Genomic DNA, 19,958 nt, shown 5'->3' with positions numbered 1-19,958 from the left:
GGTAATCTCACTGGGAAAAACAGTCATTGAGTTGCGATCGCAGCGGCAAAATCGTGAGCAAGACAAGACAATCTATCTTTAAATTTTGATCCATCAAGACCAGAGAGAGCAAAACTCGAACACACTTGTAGAACACTTGGACTACAAATAAATGGGTTCAATCTTAGATAAGCTAATCAGCATCTAAATTGCACCCTAGTTTTTCTAAGCCCCTTTGTACAAGGGTTTCAGCGCAACTGGCACAATGTAGTTTGAATGCCGATCAGCTTATTAGTTTTAACCTAGGAAAAAAACGAGTGTTTAGAATCTGTCCTTTTCCATTTTAACAATCGTGACTATAGCGATCCTAAATCAATCGAAGATCTGATCTCCTCATCAACAAGGGGCTTAAGCCCCTTGCCTGTTCATGAAGCAAATAGGATTGCTATATAGACCAAATCATCACGAATTATTTATGGTTCCAGCATCCCCATTGTTGCACTCTTTAACGATTGCCCAAGTTTTGAGCATATTGCTTCGGCTGCACCCTGTCACAGTGATCAGAGAATTGAGTGTTTGACAATCATTCCAGTGATCACCGTCCCTTGAGTTTCATTATCTCGTCTGATTACCGCTCTCAGAGAGGTGTGATCCGCAAGTTGTTGTAATTCTTAAGAGATCAAACACAGGTTCGATGCTAAAGCGGGCAACAGAGCAACGTTCACAGTAGGGGTGCGATCGCACCGGCCGCCACGCGCAATTGCTGCGAGGCGGCCAACCAGCCCGCCTCAAAGGTGGCCAGATGGGTGGTGGTGATCACCGTCTGAAAGCGGTCTTGAATGGCGGTGAGGAGGTGATTTTGGCGTTGAAGATCCAATTCTGCTAAGACATCATCCAGCAAGAGTAAGGGCGGCTCCCCCACCACGGATTCAATTAAATGCAGTTCCGCTAATTTCAGGGCAAGGACGAGGGTACGCTGCTGGCCCTGGGAGGCATAGAGCCGGGCGGGACTGTCGTTAATCAATAGGTCGATGTCGTCCCGGTGGGGGCCGACGACCGTTGTGCCCCGCTGCTGTTCAGCCCGTTGCTGTTGATGAATGTGGGTGAGAAAGGCGGCTTGCACCTGCTGCGGTTCATCCTCCTGCCAGGGCACATTGGGGGCGTAGTGGAGGGTTAAGGTTTCCGGTTGGCCGCTGATTTGCTGATGCCAATGCTGGGCGAGGGGGGCGAGACGCTGGAGGACGCGGGCGCGGCGACGGGTGACGCGGGAACCGGTGGTGGCCAGTTGGGCATCCCAAAGGGCGATCGCATCCGGTGGGACGGACGCGGATTCCCGTTTACTTTGGCGCAGGAGGGCGTTGCGTTGACGGAGCACATGGGTGTATTGCTGCAAGATATGGGCGTAAACGGGTTCGAGTTGCACCACTAAGCTATCGAGCCAGCGGCGGCGACAGTCCGGAGCACCCCGCACCAACTCTAAATCCACACAGGAGAATTGCACGGCGTTGAGGCTGCCGAGGGCATCGAGTTGGCGGCGTAGGGCTTCATGGTTGCGGTGAATGGTGCGTCGTCCGCGATCGCGCAGGGTGATGTCGAGATCATTCGTGCCGTAGCGATGGGCAACGGTGGCCGCCACCTGAGCATCGGGAATGCCATGGCGGATCAGGTCGCGATCGCGGCTGACGCGATGGCTTTTCAAGGTAGCCAGGAGTTCGATCGCTTCGAGAAGGTTCGATTTCCCCTGAGCATTGTCACCCACAATGATGGTTTTGGGTGCTTGGAACTGGACGATCTGATCGTGATAGTTCCGAAAATTGCGTAAATGCAGGTGCTGAAGGTACATCGAAAGGAGCGATCGCTCAACAGTTTGGCCAGCAATCACTGTAGCAAATCACCCATCCGATGACTCACCGAATTATCGCTCCCGGAATCCAGACCGCCCCATCTCCCATGGGCCCCAATCGTTACAATAGTCAAAGGTCAAGTTATGCTTGAAACCGATTGAATCATGCTGGAATCATCCCCCAACTCGCCCTTTATTGTGTAACTGAAATGATGCGCTGGTGTTGGCTGAGCCGTTGGAGTCTGTTAAGTTCTGTGTTGGTGGGTTGCTGGAGTGGCTCCCCAAGTCTTGCCCAATGGCTCCCGGAACCCGATGCGGCACTGCCCCCCTTCGCGAGTGATGCCCCCCCGCCGGCTCCCCCCGATGCTGCTGACGATCTGACCCGCCCCGACCCCTTTGACCGGGATTTTCGCGTCACGGCTTTACAGGAAGACAGCACCGGGGCGTTGTGGATTGCCTCTTGGTTGGGGTTGAGCCGGATTGATCCCAATACGGGCCGAATCTTGGCGCGGGTGGGGTTGCCGAATTATCGGATGGAGTCCCTGGCGATGGATCGAGCCGGGCGGATTTGGGGCGGCACGAATAGCGGCATTGTCCGGGTTGATCCCCGCAGTAATGAGGTAACGGCCTATCAGTTTGCGTTGCCGTCGAATCGAATTTTGTCCTTGGCGGTGGATCAGCGGGGTTATCTCTGGGCGGGGGGCGATCGCGGCCTCAGCCTGATCAGCCCCGATCAAGGCTTAATGATGACCACCCTGCAAGCCTTGGCCGGAGTCAGTGCCAACGCCCTCACGGTGGACACCACGGGTCAATTGTGGGTGGGAACCCTCGACGGCTTGGTCCAGGTCAACACCGCCAGCGCCTACCCCATGGGGCGGATGACCAACCTCCCCGGCGGCGTGGTGCAAACCCTCGCCACGGCCCCCGATGGCCTGATCTGGGCGGGAACCCCCAACTCCCTGTTGGTAATTAATCCCCTAGAGCGGCGGATTGTGCGATCGGTGACCCCGTTTCGGGGCGAAAGTGTGACCTCGATTCGGTTCGCCCGCGATCGCACCGTCTGGATCGGCACCGAAGCGGGCCTCTTCCAAGTCCAACCCGACAGCGGCGCGATTCTGGGGGAAATGCCCAGTTTGCCGTCGGGTCATGTGCTCTCCCTGTCGCCGGATACGGGGAATAAAGTATGGGTCGGGACGCGCCAGGGGTTAGCCTGGGTGAGCCAAACCACGGGACTGGTGCGGCCCCATTTAGGATTTGTGCCGCCGCCGGTTTCGCCGTTTTAGTGGTGTCGTTGTCATTTCAGGGTAAGACTATGTTTTTTTCGGTTGTGATTCCCACCTATAACCGCTTGGCGATTTTGCAGAAATGTTTGCGATCGCTCGCCCACCAAACCTTCACCCCCAATACCCCCATCCAAGGCTACGAAGTGATCCTCGTGGACGACGGTTCCACTGATGGGACGTTGGATTGGATTGCCGCCCATCGCAAGGAACTCCCCTTCGTTGTCACCTATGCCCAAGACCACGCCGGCCCCGCCCAAGCCCGTAACCTTGGTGTGGAAAAAGCCCAAGGGGACACGATTATTTTTATTGATAGCGATCTCGTCGTGACTCCCGCCTTTCTCCAAGCCCATGCCGACGGACTCACCCAAGGCCAGCGAGAACTCGGCAGCGATCGCTGTTTCACCTACGGCGCGGTGATTAATACCGCCAACTTCGACCATCCCACCGCCGAACCCTACAAACTCACCGACTTTTCCGCCGCCTATTTTGCCACCGGGAATGTCGCGATCGCCAAACAATGGCTCCTCGCCGCCGGACTCTTCGACACCCAATTTCAACTCTACGGCTGGGAAGACCTTGAACTTGGCGTGCGCCTCAAACAGCTAGAACTCACCCTGATCAAATGCCCCAAAGCCGTCGGCTACCATTGGCATCCCCCCTTCAGCCTCGACCAAATCCCCACCCTGATCGACAAAGAAATCCAACGCGGCCGCATGGGCGTTCTCTTCTACCGCAAACATCCCACCTGGAACGTGCGGATGATGATCCAAATGACTTGGATGCACCGCCTCCTCTGGGATATCCTCTCCCTACGCGGTTGGCTCAACGAAAAACGCATGGCCCCCCTCCTGCAATGGCTAATCGATCGCGGCAAACCTCAACTCGCCCTCGAAATCGCCCGCATTTTCCTCAACTGGTACAACGTCCAAGGCCTCTACGCCGCCTACGCCGAACAATCCAGCCCCGCACCCTAACCCCCCACTCCCCCCATCCCAACCCCCCCCAACCCACCTAAGATTCAGCTATCTCACCATTGACGCATCCGGGGTTAGATCTCCTAGGATCACACTAGGATTACAACAGCACTTCCCCGCGCAGCCCAACACCTCACCCCCATAGTTTCCATCTTTAACCCATGATGTGTTAACGGTGCTGCGCCAGTGCCACTTTTTCCGTGCATCTATACACCGCATCTACCAAACATCATGCTTGAGCGACTTCCCCATGAAGCCCAAAAATGGGCCGAAAAACTGCCCTGGCAAGAGCGTCGCTATCTGTTGTCGCTGTGTCATTTACTCTGTGCCGCCGCACCCGATGATCAAGCCCATTTTCTCGATCAATACACCGCAGATGGGTTAATTGCCAAAATCATCCAAGACTATGAAACCCAGGCCAAAGTGCAACGGCATTTAGAAAGTTTCCACATTCAAACCATCCTCACCAGCGACACTCTGCGCCACTACATTCGACAGTTCTACATCCATTCCGCCCAAGATGCTCGCCGCAAACCCGACAAGTTCTTAGAATCCGCCCTGCGCTTAGTGCTCAGTCCCAAGGAAAAAAATTATGTCTTGAACTATATTTTAGGATTTGAGCTAATTAAGATGATTTTTCAAATGAGTTGGTTGCAGCAAGAGCGATTTTATCTGATGCAGCATAACCAAGAGGAATTCTTTCTCACCTATGTCAAACCCATTCAGCACGCCCATCGCCTCAACGGCATTATTAACCCCAAAGATGCCAATTTATTCTTTGCCCAGCGCAACTATTTTATTAAAGAACCGAAAATTTCTGAGCGTAAGTTAGTGGAATTGGCGATGGTGACGTTTACGACGGATTTAGTGAGTAATTTGGGGTTTGCGATCGTGCGCAATATTCGCCCGGTTCCGTTTGATTATGACTTTATCTATCGCCCGGAAGAAGAAATGATTTTCACGTAAAGAGGGCGGCAGGAGGTGAGATCGCCCCCCTTGAGCACCCATGCTAGAGTTTAAGTACATTTTTCCTCAATGTTGGAGAGTCGCCGATGGTTTCCACTCCCCAAAAATCGGACATCATCTACCCTGAGCGCGACGGTCAACCGATGGCAGACAATACCCAACAGTTTCGCTGGATTGTCACGATCAAAGAAAATCTTGAACTGCTCTATGCCGATCGGGATGACGTTTTCGTGGCAGGGGATTTACTGTGGTATCCGGTGATGGGTGAGCCGAAAATTCGTGTGGCACCGGATGCGCTGGTGGTCTTCGGGCGACCGAAAGGCGACCGAGGTTCCTACCGACAATGGCAAGAAGACAACATTGCCCCGCAAGTGGTGTTTGAAATTCTTTCCCCCGGTAATCGCTTCGCAGAAATGGTGCGCAAATTAGAGTTCTATGATCGCTACGACGTTGAAGAATATTACATCTACAACCCCGATACCCTCGATTTAACCGGCCTTATTCGCCAGGATGAAAAATTGGCGATCGTTGATGATATGGCAGGCTGGGTAAGTCCGCGTTTACAGATTCGGTTTGAACTCACTGCCGAAACCCTAGAACTCTATGGTCCGACGGGCGATCGCTTCTTAACCTATGTGGAATTGGGGCAATTACGCGCCGCCGAAACCCAACGCGCCGATGCGGAACGCGATCGCGCCAACCAAGCCGAAGCCCGGCTCGCAGCCTTAAAATCCCGCTTGCAAGCCTTGGGAATTGACCCTGAAAGTGATGCTTAAGGTGCGTTACTCGCTCGGATCGCTGGGTGCGGTGAGGGCAACCATGTAGAAGCCGTCCATGTGGTGATGGGGGGGAAAGATCGTGAGGGAACCGTCGGGACGGGCGAAGGGGGCGAGGGGGGAATCGGGGGCAGGGGGCGCGATCGCCCAGCCGGGATGCGCGGCGAGAAACTGCGTGATTTGCTGCTCGTTTTCGGGGGGGTTGAGGGTGCAGGTGGCATAGACGAGGCGGCCGCTGGGTTTGACCCAGGTGGCAGCGTTGGCGAGAATTTGGGCTTGGAGGGGGAGGAGTTCGGCGATGGTGGTGGGGGTTTGTCGCCAGCGGATATCGGGGTGACGGTGGAGGGTTCCCAAACCGGAACAGGGGGCATCGACGAGGACACGATCGCCCATGCCTCGGTATTCTGTGCGCTTGGCACTGTCGCCGAGTTCGGTTTTAATGCAGGTGAGGCCGAGGCGTTGGGCGTTTTGGGTGACTTTGCGAAGGCGGTGGGGGGTGCGATCGCAGGCCCAGATTGTGCCGCAATCCTCCATCAATTCCGCTAAATGGGTGGTTTTGCCCCCCGGCGCAGCACAGGCATCAATCACCGTTTCCCCCGGTTGCGGGTCAACCAACAGCCCCACCCATTGCGCACTGCTATCCTGCACCGTCCACCACCCCGGCTTAAACCCCGGCAATTTCGGAATCGCCCCCACGGAACCCACGAGGCGCAGGGCTTGGGGCAGCGTCGCCACGGGTTGCGCATTAGCACCGGACGGAGCAAGGGCAGCTTGGACATCCTCACGAGTCGAGCGCAGGGGATTGACCCGCAGATCTAACATCGGGGTTTGATTAAACCAATCACAGAGGGCGATCGCATCGGTCTCGCCAAACTGCTCAAACCATTGCGCCACCATCCAATCCGGGAAACTGTGGAGGATCGCCGCCCGTTGCACCGGATCATCGGGAAGTGCGATCGCCTCATGCCCCGCCTCAATCGTCCGTAAATACTGCCGCAACAGCCCATTCACCACCTTCGCCAGTCGTCCCTGTCCATTGGTTTTCGCCAACTCCACCGCCGTATCCACCGCCGCCGACGGCGGAATCTGATCCAAATACCGCAATTGATAGAGGCCGATTTGGAGAATCGATCGCAACATTGGCGGCTGATCCTGGGCTTTTTTCGCGCCGAGATGGTCAATGATTGCATTGAGGGTGCGCTGTCGCCGCACCACACCGTAGACGAGTTCTGTCGTGAGGGCGCGATCGGCCTTGCCAAGAGTATCTTTTTTATATTTGCCGAGGGTGCGATCGAGGGCGATATCGGTATAGGCAGCGTGGCGATCGATTTGTTGGAGAGCAGTGAGGGCGAGTTGGCGGGCGTTAACAGTCATGGAGGGTTTAGAAACGGTGGGCATCGTGAATCAATGGGATTTTCAACAATAGCGGGTTTAGGAACAAGGGGGGCTAATTTTCTCCTAATCTGATGGAGGTTCACTATTTAATCCGGTCATTGAAAAAGGCTCTAAACCTCTAGCGAGCAAGATGCTCGCATTACGGAATTACCGGATTATTTCCTTAAGTTTCATAAGATTAGGGAGTTGCGTGATGTTGTGGGTTAAGTGGAGGAAAGATCATTAACAGGCAGAAGGTGGATCGGTTACAGGTGCAATGTTATGAGACGGCGGATCAGGTGGCGATCGCAGCCGCAACGGCAATTCGGCAGGTAATTTTAGAGGCGATCGCGACTCACGGCCATGCCCGGATCATCTGGGCCACAGGTAATTCTCAGCTTGCTTGTTTAAGCTACCTGATCAAAGATGATGCAATTCCCTGGTCTAGCGTCACCTGTTTTCATTTGGATGAATATTTAGGAATTGCCGCCGATCATCCCGCCAGTTTTCGCCACTACTTAAAAACGCGCCTTGCGGATCGGGTCAATCCCGCTGGGTTTCACTATCTCGCCGGGGATTGTTTGGAGCCGCTGCGGGAATGCGATCGCTACAATCAACTGCTCAACACCGCCCCCATTGACCTCTGTTGTTTAGGCATTGGCAACAACGGCCATCTCGCCTTCAATGAACCGAGCGTCGCCGATTTTAATGATCCCGTCGCTGTAAAACTGGTTAAACTCGACGCGAAAAACCGCGAACAGCAATACCACCAAGGTCATTTTCCCACCCTCGTCGCCGTCCCGGCCTACGCCTTCACCCTCACCCTCTCCCAAATCGCGAAAAGTCAGCGCCTCCTCTGTTTAGCTCAAGGGGAACATAAACGTGCGATCGTCCACCAACTCCTTACCGGCCCCATTGATCCCACCTGTCCCGCCACCCTCCTCCGCCGTCATCCCCACGCCACCCTCCTCCTCGATACCGCCGCCGCCCCAACACCGGACTAATCAATCAGGCGTTATCATAGAGCCAAAATATACCTCCTAAAATCCGCCGTAACACACCACATCAATAGCAAGCCTTTGGCTTTAGCTGAAACAGTCCAGTGTGTTAGGCGGCTAAAACTGTACATCAGAGCAAACAATCTAAAATCCGCCGTAACACACCACATCAATAGCAAGCCTTTGGCAGGTGCGTTACGCAGGAAGCAAGGTTAAGCTATTTCTAGCAAAAATTTTCGCCTGCTAACGCACCCTACAAAACTACAAAACTTTGACGTGAATGGACTGGAGGAATTCTCCGACGACTTCGGTGAAGGTTTGGGTGGCTTCGTAGGGGAGGACGTTACGGCCGGGGATTTTGCGGCCTTGGCCCTGGGGGAGATGGTGGAGATAGGCTTCAAGGCGTTGGTCGGCGCTTTCCACGTAGCCACGGGTGACGCTGGAGGCTGTTTCGCCGAAGATGACGAGGGTGGGACAGGGGACAGCGGCGATCGCATCGCCATAATCCTGTCGCCAAAAGCCCGCCAAAAACGCGAATACCGCGTGACGACTGGCCATCTGCCGCGATCCCCGATGGAGGCAATCAAGCCAGTCTTGATCCACATCCGCCGCTGTGCCGAATAACTGCCGCTCGGAAAACGATCGCAAAAACGCCTCCCGCCGCGCATAGCGATAGAACCCATTCCCCAAGGGCGTATCAAAGAGATTCCACGCTAATTTTTGGCGGCTGGGTTTGGTGGGGCTGGTCATCAACCGCCAAGCTGGGGGGCCGGATAACACCATGGCTCGCACTTGGTCGGGGGCTTGGGCCACCCATTCCAAGCCCACGGGAGCTAATGCGCCTTGGATGATCACGATCACCGGCTCTTGAATGACGGTATCGACAAGGGTTTGTAATTGCCTTGCCCAATCGGCGGGGGTGTAGGCGGCGCGGGGCATGGAGCTTTCGCCACAGCCAAGGAGGTCGGGGTTATAGATGGCGTTGCGGTGGCCGTGGTCGTACCAGGCGGTGATGAAGCGGTGCCAAAACTGGCGGGAGAGTCCCACGCCGATGGGGTGGACAAGAACGATGGGCGGGCCTTGGGGATCGCCGTTGGGGGGGAGATGGCGATCGTAGGCGCAGGTGTAGGATTGCCAGGGGTGAAAGAGAGTAGAGGTCATGGGAGGTCAAGATTCATGAAAGAACACTCGCGATCGCAGACGATGGCACTCATCCCCTGCAAAACGATCGCACCGCCTCCCAAATTTCCGGCATCACATGGGCAAGGAGGTGATCGCTGTCGAGTTCGATCAATTTTACCCAAGGACGGGACTGGGCATAGTCGCGGGAGGCAGCCACGGGGATCACGTCGTCGTGAATGCCGTGGAGGATCAGAGTGGGGATGGGGCGGGTGAGGGCGGCGAGATGTTCGTAGGCTTCAGCGTCGGTGAGGAAGTCGTCATGGAGGGGGATTTCGCGCTGTGCGCCGTAGTGGTAGACGGGATGAAATCCGGTGCTGTGCCATTGGGCGATCGCATCCTCCCCCAGTCGCGCCAACCAATGGTTTAAAAAGCCAAAGGCGGGCGCGAGTAAAATCAACCGCTCCACTTGGGGCTGCTGCTGGGCGAGCCAGGCTGCCGTGAGTCCGCCTAAACTAGAGCCGATCACGGTAACGGGGCGATCGGGGGGAAAACTGGCGGCGGCTTGGGTGAGTTGGCGGCTGAGGGTGAGGTGGGTGAAGTCGTTTTGGTTGAGGTCGAGAATGGTTAAGGGGTGGCCCTGCTCGGTGCAGCGATCGCTCAGATACTGCGCCTTAGCCGATTGGGGACTGGAGGCGAAGCCATGGAGATAGAGCCAAAAGGGATCAGTCATAAACGATAGTGGGGAGACAGCAGCGAGCTAGAAGCTCGCACTACAGAGCATTAATCCAGATTAATCATAGTCGTGTGAGCCTCTGGCTCACTAACACTGAATACAGAGAATTAATCCAGATTAATCATAGAGACAGCAGCGAGCTAGAAGCTCGCACTACAGAGCATTAATCCAGATTAATCATAGTCGTGTGAGCCTCTGGCTCACTACCCCCAGATTTGGACTACCCCCAAATACAATCGGGATTTGGAGTGTGGATTGGGTATCAGCCCAAAAAAACAGCCTTGAACCAAGGCTGTTGATCTCGTTGGGATGGGAGAGAAACGCTTAGAGGGCAGATTGACAGTAGTGAGGATCGACAATCTGCGATCGCACCTTCACCGGCTGCACCGATTGATCCACCGGGGCGCGATCGGGGGTAAACAGATGGGTGGTCACGGCTTTGCAGACTCGTTCGTGGCTGCCCAGGCTGGGATATGACCAGCTATAGGTGACAACATCCGCCGTCGCTTGGGCAGGGGGTTGACTGAGGAGAATGCCGCCGATCATGCTCACGGCGAGGAGAGCGAAGAGCAGGAGACGACTGAGAGTACGCATGAATTTCCCGTATAAAACAATACATCACTTGCTTCTATTATGACGGAGATCGACGGAAAACGACAAATGAGGTGCGATTGCGATCGCCAATCCGTTCATAGCGAAACTGATCCACACTGCGCATCGCTAAATACACCCCCAAACCGCCCAAGGGTCGATCCTCTAGCGGTTGATGAATAACCTTCTCGCAATTCAGTTCGTCCTGAATGTGGTAGGGGTTATAGTCCGCTCCGGCATCTTCTAAACACACCGTCAACGCCGCATCATCAATCCACGCCTGAATCGACACATCCCCCGTTAACCCGGATTCTTGATAGCCGTGGATGATGATGTTGGTGATCACTTCATCGACGGCGAGACGGAGATTATACGTCCGCGCCTTGGACAAGCCCGCCGATGCTGCCGCCGCTTGGACATAGGACGCGATCGCCCCCAACGCCTCTAAATTTCCCGCCACCGTTAAACCCTCCATCCGTCCTCCTCCCTCGGTAAACGACGCACCGCCAACAACGTCACATCATCAAACTGTTTCGCCACCCCAGTATGATCCCGCACCGCCGCCATAATATTGTTCAACAGGGTTTGCGCAGAGGTCATCGACAGAGAAAGATGCCGCAACAGTTCGAGTTTTGTAAAAAAACGTTCATCCGTTGCCCGCGCATCCGTAACCCCATCGGTATAGCCCAGCAACATTTCCCCCGGAGTCAGCACCGTCCGCCGCATCCGAAACGGAATTTTCGGCATCACCCCCAAGGCGGGCCCCGATGCGCGTAATTCTTCACGCACTGCCCCGGCTGCCGTCAGCACCATCAACGGCTCATGACCCGCATTGACATAGGTGAGTTCGCCTGTTTTCGGATTCAAGACCCCAAAAAACAGGGTGGCGAACATGCCCAAATCACCATGATTAATCGCAATGTAGTCGTTGGTGAGGCGAATGGCGCGGAGGGCGAGCATGTGTTGGGCATCGAGGCGCATGGGGTGGGAGGCATCGGCCGGGGGGGCGATCGCATCCCCGCCATATTGCTCCGCCAGCATTTGATGCTCTTCGAGCGACTGAACACTCAATCCTGCTAACACCGTCTGCCCCGAAAAAATCCGCATCAAACTGCGGAACAACCCCATAAACAGCGCCGCCCCCACCCCTTTATCACAGACATCCGCAATCACCAGCCCCACCTGGCCCTGGGGCAACTCAAAAATATCGTAAAAATCCCCCGCCATTTGATCCGCCGGCTGAAAATGGGCGGCAATCTCCCAGCCTGGTACGTGGGGAATCATGGCAGGCAGGAAATTGATTTGAATTTGGCGGCCTTTCTCCAAGTCCATATTGAGGCTTTGGGAATAGCGTTGCAGCCGACCGTAGATCTGAGCATTTTCGAGGACGAGGCTCATTTGACCGGCGGTCATGTCCATTACATTCACGGTGGCCGGGCTGAAGTAGTGGGGAACACTGTGGAGCAGGGTGATCACACCATAGAGGGTCTGTTCTTTGAGGATGGGCACGCCTAACACCGATCGCGCCTTGTATTGATTATCGGGCCACTTCAGCCAGCGTTCGTCTTGCTCCGTGTCGGGGATGAGGACGATTTGACGATGGGTATTAATCCACCCTGCTAACCCCCGATCGATGAATTGATTAAACAGCGTGCCGGGTGTCTGGGTGAGATCGTGGGTAAAAATGGCATCTTCAATCTTGCCGTGGTGATCCACGAGCAGGAGGCTGCCCCGCTCCGCGCCGGTCATGGTGGTGGAGAGGGTGAGGGCTTCGAAGAGAAATTGTTTGAGGATTTCGGTGTTAATGGGCGATCGCGCAATTTCCACAAACCCTGCGAGTAGTTGTCGCTGGGCTTCGAGGGCCGTTTGCGCGAGGGTGAGTTCTGCAACTTTCTGCTGAAGTCGGACAATTTCCTGAAGCAGAATCTGTTCTCGTAAACCATTAGCCACCAGATCAATCCCCCCCCCAAAAAATGACGAAGACCTTCGCCTGCGATCGCTGACCCCCATTGCATTTTGACCTGGATTGCAAGGCGGGGTCTAGCTTGATCAACTCTAGCAGACCCCGCCCAGGACTCAAGCCCTGCAACCTAGAAGTTACGGTCAAAAACGGTTAAACCTACTTCCAGAGTGTCACAGGTGGTAAAAAAGTTCAGAAAGCCCGTCACGGACATCGTGCGCCGGATATCTTCTCCTAACCCGACAAGCACCAATTGCCCTTGTTTGGTCGTGGTTTGCCGATAGAGAGAGAGCAACATCCGCAGACCCGCACTGGACATATAGGGAACATCGGTGAGGTTGAGCAAAATTTTGCTCTTCGGTTCCGCCAAGGACAAGACACGCTGCTGCACTTTGGGCGCGGTATTTGCATCAACATCACCCTCTAGAGCAATGACCTGGATATCACCAACCGTTTTAATATTGATTTTCATAGTGACGGGGTTGGGGCTGGACGATAAAAACCGCTGAGCTATTCGATTAATAGGGTATATGGTTTTTTTCCTCGATGCGGGGGCTTGTCCGGATCGCTAAGCTCTAGAGCGTCTCATCCATGGGGGAATCGCGGGATTGATCTAGGGAACGTTCCTCGGCTTCTGGCGTGGCGATCGCGCCCTCCTCAACCGCCGCCTCATCACCCTCAGCCTCACTGGAATGATCCTCAACGGCAGGGCGTTCTAGGGTCAGCTCAGGCGCTGGGGTCGTTGGCGTGACTGCCGGTACAGTGGGTGGCGGATCAGCGTCCATCGCTGAATCCTCACCCTCGGCTGAATCCATGTCTTCGGGTTCAGCGTCTTCAGGTTCTGTTCCCTCCATTTGAGGCTCAACATCTGCCGCAGTGGGTTCGGTATCGGGTTTCTTAAGGTCTTCGCTGGGAGATGCGGGAGCGATCGCAGGATCTTCGGCCTGCGCGTCTGATTTCAGTTCATCGTCCTCCATCGCCTCGGTTTGGGGTTCGCCCTCGGCCTCGGTACGCTCAGAATCACTGTCTTCAATTTCTGTCGCTTGGGGTGCTGGGGTTGATTCGGCTGGGGGAAGTTGGGGATCAACCAGGGCGCGGAGTTGGCGATCGCTTAACTGCCCCTGAATCAACGCCGCCAGGGGATCAGGTTGCCCCGGTTGGTACTCAATGCGTTGCACCACATTGTTAAACACATTGTCCACTGGTTCCCCTTGGGCATTGAGGAACTCCAGCTTGACCCAGTTGGTTCCTGGCTTAAACCCTTTGAGATAGATCGGTTGCCAGCGATCCAGCACAAAACTTTGATCATTAATCGTGACGCGAATCCGCCAGTCGGCGATCGCCCCCGGTCCCTCACCCACAAACTTCAGCGGCGCATTGGTCAAATAAAAATCCAACAAAATCGGCTCGGCCCCATAGCGCCCCACCGGGCTGTTGTAGGTAATCAAGGGCAACGCAGGATCAGGGTTATTTTGGCGATTGGGGGTTAAAACACTAAACGTCGTTTGGGCAAAAGCCCCCTCATTTTTAAAACTTTCATCCCAAGGTTTCACCGCAAACGCTCGCAGGGTATGGGTTCCGGGCGTAACATCTTCAAAGGCGATCGCCTCCTCCACACTATATATAGGCCGCGCCGGCTGATTATCCAACCCCACCATCAAATGAGGCCCCAACCCCAGATCTAACCCCTGAAACAGCGGCAGATCCTCCACCTGCAACACCACCTTTACAGTGGAGTCGCTGACAACCGCGCCCAGCACTGGCTGTTGGATCATCACTTGGGGTTGATAGGCCTCAAGGGCAGGCTGTAACAATCGCACCGACTGCGGCGGGGCCATTTCCGTCAGCATCGTCGCCGCCGTCTGCTGCGCATCAGAGGTCGAAGCGGCAGGGCGATCGCCCCCACAACCCGTCACGCCAATCCCCAACAGTAACGATAAGAAAATGGCAATTCCTGCCCGTAATCCTGACCTCATACGCCCTCCAACACAGCATCAACCCAGAGGCAACCCAATCCTGCGATCGCCCTCCTCTATAGGACTATAGCCGAATCAGCCCCCCGACCAAAACACCCCAGAACCCCACCCTCCCCCATACCCCCTTCCCCCTGAAAATGCACCCTCCCTTTATTAAGACAATATTTCATTTTGTAAACATATTCGTGAAGATTCTTGACGAGCCAAGCCCAAAAAACACCGACCAAATCCAGTCAAATCAAGACATTGGGGAATTTTAAATATTGTTAACCTCTCCGGCATCGGGTGAAAGCAAGACTTATCATCTACTACAAGCGTTCTGTCATCAGAACCGATTGAACTTGCGCTATCCGTAATCTTGCTCGTCAAGCCACGGATACTTTAAGAAAAGCAACAACCCCTTGGTTTGTTTGCGATTCATCATCTAAATTCTCAAACGGGAATACGCTCATTTTCGTTGTCTAGGGAGGAGAATCCTCATGACAATCAGTCCTCCAGAACGAGAGGCTAAGGTCAGAGTAACGGTAGATAAAGACCCAGTAGCCACTTCAACCGAGAAGTGGGGTAAACCTGGTCATTTCAGCCGCGCATTAGCAAAAGGCCCCAAAACCACCACTTGGATTTGGAACCTACACGCCGATGCGCACGATTTCGATAGTCAAACCAGTGACCTAGAAGATATTTCTCGGAAAATCTTCAGTGCTCACTTTGGTCACCTAGCCGTCGTCTTTGTTTGGTTAAGCGGAATGTACTTCCATGGTGCTCGCTTCTCCAACTACACGGCTTGGCTCAATGATCCGATTAACATCAAGCCCAGTGCACAAGTTGTTTGGCCCATCGTGGGTCAAGGCATTCTCAACGGCGACGTTGGCGGCGGCTTCCACGGCATCCAGATCACCTCTGGATTGTTCTATCTGTGGCGCGCCTGTGGCTTCACCACCAGCTACCAACTGATGGCAACGGCCATCGGCGGTCTGGTGATGGCTGCTCTGTGTATCTTTGCGGGTTGGTTCCACTATCACAAAGCAGCTCCGAAGCTGGAGTGGTTCCAAAACACCGAATCCATGCTTAACCATCACCTTTCGGTGCTCTTAGGTTGCGGTTCCTTGGGTTGGACGGGTCACCTGATCCACGTGTCCTTACCTGTGAACAAACTGCTGGATGCCGGTGTGGCAGCTAAAGATATCCCCTTGCCCCATGAGTACGTACTCAATGCGGACAAGATGGCAGAGTGGTTCCCCAGTTTTGCTCAAGGGTTAACACCTTTCTTTACCCTCAACTGGGGTGCTTATTCGGATATCCTCACCTTCAAAGGTGGTTTGAACCCGGTGACGGGCAGCCTTTGGCTCACCGATGTGGCACATCACCACCTCGCGATCGCCGTGCTGTTCATCATCGCCGGTCATATGTACCGCACCAACTGGGGAATTGGTCACAGCCTCAAGGAAATTCTTGAAGCCCATAAAGGCCCATTCACCGGGGAAGGTCACAAAGGTCTCTATGAGATCCTCACCACCTCTTGGCACGCACAACTGGCGATCAACCTCGCCATGCTCGGTTCACTCACCATCATTGTGGCCCAGCATATGTACGCCATGCCCCCCTATCCGTATCAAGCCATTGACTACGGAACTCAGATTTCGCTGTTTACCCACCACATGTGGATCGGCGGCTTCTTAATCGTGGGTGCAGGCGCTCATGGTGCGATCTTCATGGTTCGGGATTATGACCCCGCCAAGAATGTCAACAACCTCCTCGATCGCGTTCTGCGTCACCGCGATGCGATCATCTCGCACCTGAACTGGGTGTGTATTTTCCTCGGCTTCCACAGCTTTGGACTCTACATCCACAACGACACCATGCGTGCGTTGGGTCGTCCCCAAGACATGTTCTCGGATACGGCGATTCAACTCCAGCCCATCTTCGCGCAGTGGGTGCAAAATCTGCACACCCTCGCTCCCGGTGGGACCGCACCCAATGCCCTTGAGCCTGTGAGCTACGCCTTTGGCGGCGGTATTGTTGCGGTCGGTGGAAAAGTTGCCATGATGCCAATCACCCTCGGGACGGCGGACTTCATGGTTCACCACATCCACGCCTTTACGATCCACGTTACCGCGTTGATCCTCTTGAAAGGTGTACTCTATGCCCGCAGCTCCCGTCTGGTTCCAGACAAAGCTGAATTGGGTTTCCGCTTCCCCTGTGACGGGCCCGGTCGCGGCGGTACTTGCCAGGTTTCTGGTTGGGACCACGTCTTCCTCGGTCTGTTCTGGATGTATAACTCTCTCTCGATTGTGATCTTCCACTTCAGTTGGAAAATGCAATCCGATGTGTGGGGAACGGTCTCCGGTGACAATGTCTCCCATATCACTGCTGGCAATTTTGCCCAAAGTGCGATTACGATCAACGGCTGGCTGCGAGATTTCCTCTGGGCCCAAGCTGCTAACGTGATCAACTCCTATGGTTCAGCACTGTCGGCCTACGGCATTATGTTCCTGGCCGGTCACTTTGTGTTTGCCTTCAGCCTCATGTTCCTGTTCAGTGGTCGCGGCTACTGGCAAGAACTGATCGAGTCGATTGTTTGGGCACATAATAAGTTGAAAGTGGCTCCGGCCATTCAACCCCGTGCGCTCAGCATCGTTCAAGGTCGCGCTGTTGGGGTAGCTCACTACCTCTTAGGTGGCATTGTTACCACGTGGGCGTTCTTCTTGGCGCGGATGCTATCCGTCGGTTGAACATCCTAACTAGAAGCGATCGCCCTAGGGACATTCTGTTCTGATCCTCGATCGCTTTGCACCCGACCTCCACCGGACGGAGTTCGGTGGGGGGCATCAAACAAATGAGCTGCTTGTTCAAGCATCATTGTTCACGCTAGGAGTATTTCCTAAAAAGGTTTATGGCAACTAAATTTCCAAAATTTAGCCAAGATCTCGCCCAAGACCCGACAACACGTCGGATTTGGTACGGGATTGCCACGGCCCACGATTTTGAAACCCATGATGGGATGACCGAAGAAAATCTTTACCAAAAGATCTTTGCTTCGCACTTCGGTCACTTGGCCATCATCTTCTTGTGGACCTCTGGCACGATTTTTCACGTCGCTTGGCAAGGCAACTTTGAACAGTGGATTAAAGATCCTCTGAATGTCCGTCCGATCGCCCATGCGATTTGGGACCCTCAGTTTGGGAGTGGCGCGATCGATGCGTTCACCCAAGCCGGGGCGAGCAACCCTGTTAATATCTGCTACTCCGGGGTTTACCACTGGTTCTACACCATTGGGATGACGACGAACCAAGACCTCTATCAAGGTTCGATCTTCTTGTTAATCCTGTCAGCGTTGATGCTGTTCGCCGGTTGGCTGCACTTGCAACCCAAGTTCCGCCCCAGCTTGCAATGGTTCAAGTTGGCTGAACACCGTCTCAACCACCACTTGGCTGCCCTCTTTGGGGTGAGTTCCTTGGCTTGGACGGGTCACTTGGTTCACGTGGCAATTCCGGAATCTCGCGGTATTCATGTGGGTTGGGATAACTTCCTGTCGGTGAAACCTCACCCGGCGGGCTTGGCTCCCTTCTTCACGGGGAACTGGAGCGTCTACGCTCAGAACCCGGATACGGCGGGCCATGTCTTCGGTACGTCCGAAGGTGCAGGTACGGCGATTTTGACCTTCTTGGGTGGTTTCCATCCCCAGACGGAATCGTTGTGGTTGACGGATATTGCGCATCACCACCTGGCGATCGCAGTGATCTTCATCATTGCCGGTCACATGTACAAAACCAACTTCGGGATTGGTCACGAAATCAAGACCATTCACGAAGCCCACAATCCCCCCAAAGGCACGCCCTTCGGTGGACTACTGGGTGCAGGTCACAAAGGGTTGTATGACACAATCAACAACTCCCTCCACTTCCAACTTGGTTTAGCCCTGGCTAGCCTTGGGGTTGTGACCTCGCTGGTGGCGCAACACATGTATTCGCTGCCGTCCTACGTCTTCATCGCCAAGGACTACACCACCCAAGCGGCGCTCTATACCCATCACCAGTACATTGCTGGCTTCCTGATGGTTGGTGCGTTTGCCCACGGTGCGATCTTCTTTGTTCGGGACTACGATCCTGAAGCCAACAAAGATAACGTCTTGGCGCGGATGCTCGAACATAAAGAAGCGATCATCTCTCACTTAAGCTGGGTTTCCCTGTTCCTCGGTTTCCATACCCTGGGTCTCTATGTCCACAACGATGTGGTGGTTGCCTTTGGTACTCCTGAAAAACAAATCCTGATTGAGCCGGTGTTTGCCCAGTGGATTCAAGCTTCCCACGGTAAACTCCTCTATGGCTTTGATGTATTGCTGTCGAACCCTGACAGTATTGCATCTACCGCTTGGCCCAATTCTGGCAATGTCTGGTTAGGGGGATGGTTAGAAGCCATCAACAGTGGAACAAACTCTTTGTTCTTGACCATTGGGCCTGGGGACTTCTTGGTTCACCATGCGATCGCCCTCGGTCTCCACACCACCGCCTTAATCCTGATCAAAGGCGCGTTGGATGCTCGCGGTTCCAAGCTGATGCCCGACAAAAAAGACTTCGGCTACAGCTTCCCCTGCGACGGCCCCGGCCGTGGCGGCACCTGCGACATCTCCGCTTGGGATTCCTTCTACCTCGCCATGTTCTGGATGCTCAACACTCTTGGTTGGGTAACCTTCTACTGGCACTGGAAGCACCTCGGTATTTGGCAGGGCAACGTTGCTCAGTTCAACGAAAACTCTACCTACCTGATGGGCTGGTTCCGGGATTATCTCTGGGCGAACTCCGCACAGTTAATCAACGGCTACAACCCCTTCGGTGTGAATAACCTGTCGGTCTGGGCTTGGATGTTCCTCTTCGGACACCTGGTTTGGGCAACGGGCTTCATGTTCCTCATCTCTTGGCGGGGTTACTGGCAAGAGCTAATCGAAACGATCGTTTGGGCTCACGAGCGCACTCCTCTGGCGAACCTGATTCGTTGGAAAGATAAGCCCGTAGCACTCTCCATCGTTCAAGCTCGTGTGGTGGGTCTGGCTCACTTCTCAGTGGGGTATGTCCTAACCTACGCCGCTTTCTTGATTGCCTCAACAGCGGGTAAATTCGGCTAACCGTTTAGCTGACGCTTAATGCTGTCAAAGCCCTCACCTCCGGGTGGGGGCTTTTTGCATGGAGTAGTAGCGTTGGTGACTTGGGGCAGTATCCAGCCAGCATGGATGTCCCCCATGACTTCCGGAACTGCTATGTATAGCACTAGCCAGAGCGGTTAGGACATTCAGAGACTCTGGAACAAGGGGCTTTATCAGCCCCTTGCCTGTCCTAATGCCCTTGTTGATTGCTATAGATCGAGCCGATTAGACTGGTTTTGGATT

General features: G+C 54.5%; 16 protein-coding genes. 7 read left to right on the top strand and 9 right to left on the bottom strand.

Going from position 1 to position 19,958, the window contains the following annotated elements:
- Positions 1-700 precede the first annotated feature (700 nt).
- Positions 701-1,822, bottom strand: coding sequence for a DNA replication/repair protein RecF (gene recF, locus SPI6313_RS10060; protein ID WP_072620875.1), 1,122 nt, complete (start codon positions 1,820-1,822; stop codon positions 701-703).
- A 209-nt stretch (positions 1,823-2,031) separates the two neighbouring features.
- Here recF and SPI6313_RS10055 point away from each other — a divergent pair, with 209 nt between their 5' ends.
- From SPI6313_RS10055 to SPI6313_RS10040, 4 genes are all read left to right on the top strand, one after another.
- Positions 2,032-3,105 carry a ligand-binding sensor domain-containing protein gene (locus SPI6313_RS10055; RefSeq protein WP_084669195.1) on the top strand — a complete coding sequence of 358 codons (1,074 nt, stop codon included), beginning with the start codon at positions 2,032-2,034 and terminating at the stop codon, positions 3,103-3,105.
- A 29-nt stretch (positions 3,106-3,134) separates the two neighbouring features.
- Entirely contained in the window at positions 3,135-4,079 is a 945-nt protein-coding gene (locus tag SPI6313_RS10050; RefSeq protein ID WP_072620874.1) for a glycosyltransferase family 2 protein, read from the top strand.
- A 231-nt stretch (positions 4,080-4,310) separates the two neighbouring features.
- On the top strand, positions 4,311-5,045 hold the full coding sequence (locus tag SPI6313_RS10045; protein WP_072620873.1) for a cobyrinic acid a,c-diamide synthase: 735 nt from the start codon (positions 4,311-4,313) through the stop codon (positions 5,043-5,045).
- A gap of 86 nt (positions 5,046-5,131) precedes the next feature.
- Complete coding sequence (locus tag SPI6313_RS10040; RefSeq protein WP_072620872.1) at positions 5,132-5,821, top strand: Uma2 family endonuclease; 690 nt, start codon at positions 5,132-5,134, stop codon at positions 5,819-5,821.
- Positions 5,822-5,827: 6 nt separating this feature from the next.
- Here SPI6313_RS10040 and SPI6313_RS10035 read toward each other — a convergent pair whose 3' ends face one another.
- On the bottom strand, positions 5,828-7,195 hold the full coding sequence (locus SPI6313_RS10035) for a 16S rRNA (cytosine(967)-C(5))-methyltransferase (RefSeq protein ID WP_072620871.1): 1,368 nt from the start codon (positions 7,193-7,195) through the stop codon (positions 5,828-5,830).
- A gap of 272 nt (positions 7,196-7,467) precedes the next feature.
- Here SPI6313_RS10035 and SPI6313_RS10030 point away from each other — a divergent pair, with 272 nt between their 5' ends.
- Positions 7,468-8,199 (top strand): glucosamine-6-phosphate deaminase, encoded by a 732-nt coding sequence (locus SPI6313_RS10030; protein ID WP_217650561.1) that lies wholly within the window; start codon positions 7,468-7,470, stop codon positions 8,197-8,199.
- Between the two features lie 255 nt (positions 8,200-8,454).
- Here the strand turns inward: SPI6313_RS10030 and SPI6313_RS10025 are convergent, their stop codons facing one another.
- From SPI6313_RS10025 to SPI6313_RS09995, 7 genes are all read right to left on the bottom strand, one after another.
- Positions 8,455-9,354: an alpha/beta fold hydrolase gene (locus SPI6313_RS10025; RefSeq protein WP_072620869.1), complete on the bottom strand. Its 900-nt coding sequence runs from the start codon at positions 9,352-9,354 to the stop codon at positions 8,455-8,457.
- Positions 9,355-9,403: 49 nt separating this feature from the next.
- The gene (locus SPI6313_RS10020) at positions 9,404-10,045 is read right to left on the bottom strand and encodes a YqiA/YcfP family alpha/beta fold hydrolase (protein WP_072620868.1); all 642 of its coding nucleotides are present in this window, start codon (positions 10,043-10,045) and stop codon (positions 9,404-9,406) included.
- Between the two features lie 327 nt (positions 10,046-10,372).
- The gene (locus tag SPI6313_RS10015; RefSeq protein ID WP_072620867.1) at positions 10,373-10,642 is read right to left on the bottom strand and encodes a hypothetical protein; all 270 of its coding nucleotides are present in this window, start codon (positions 10,640-10,642) and stop codon (positions 10,373-10,375) included.
- Positions 10,643-10,679: 37 nt separating this feature from the next.
- Entirely contained in the window at positions 10,680-11,114 is a 435-nt protein-coding gene (locus SPI6313_RS10010) for an ATP-binding protein (protein ID WP_072620866.1), read from the bottom strand.
- Positions 11,102-12,589 carry a PP2C family protein-serine/threonine phosphatase gene (locus tag SPI6313_RS10005; RefSeq protein ID WP_175551113.1) on the bottom strand — a complete coding sequence of 496 codons (1,488 nt, stop codon included), beginning with the start codon at positions 12,587-12,589 and terminating at the stop codon, positions 11,102-11,104. Before SPI6313_RS10005 ends, SPI6313_RS10010 begins: the two co-directional genes overlap by 13 nt.
- A gap of 140 nt (positions 12,590-12,729) precedes the next feature.
- Positions 12,730-13,071 carry an anti-sigma factor antagonist gene (locus tag SPI6313_RS10000; RefSeq protein WP_072620865.1) on the bottom strand — a complete coding sequence of 114 codons (342 nt, stop codon included), beginning with the start codon at positions 13,069-13,071 and terminating at the stop codon, positions 12,730-12,732.
- 103 nt (positions 13,072-13,174) lie between these two features.
- Entirely contained in the window at positions 13,175-14,575 is a 1,401-nt protein-coding gene (locus SPI6313_RS09995; RefSeq protein ID WP_139276605.1) for a hypothetical protein, read from the bottom strand.
- A 479-nt stretch (positions 14,576-15,054) separates the two neighbouring features.
- Between SPI6313_RS09995 and psaA the strand changes: the two genes are divergently transcribed.
- Together psaA and psaB are read left to right on the top strand one after the other, a co-directional pair.
- Entirely contained in the window at positions 15,055-17,307 is a 2,253-nt protein-coding gene (gene psaA / locus SPI6313_RS09990; protein WP_072620863.1) for a photosystem I core protein PsaA, read from the top strand.
- A 161-nt stretch (positions 17,308-17,468) separates the two neighbouring features.
- Entirely contained in the window at positions 17,469-19,697 is a 2,229-nt protein-coding gene (gene psaB / locus SPI6313_RS09985; RefSeq protein ID WP_072620862.1) for a photosystem I core protein PsaB, read from the top strand.
- Positions 19,698-19,958 lie beyond the last annotated feature (261 nt).

The organism is Spirulina major PCC 6313, assembly GCF_001890765.1.
Classification (GTDB): Bacteria; Cyanobacteriota; Cyanobacteriia; order Cyanobacteriales; family Spirulinaceae; genus Spirulina; species Spirulina major.
This window is presented reverse-complemented; position numbering and strand designations above follow the sequence as displayed.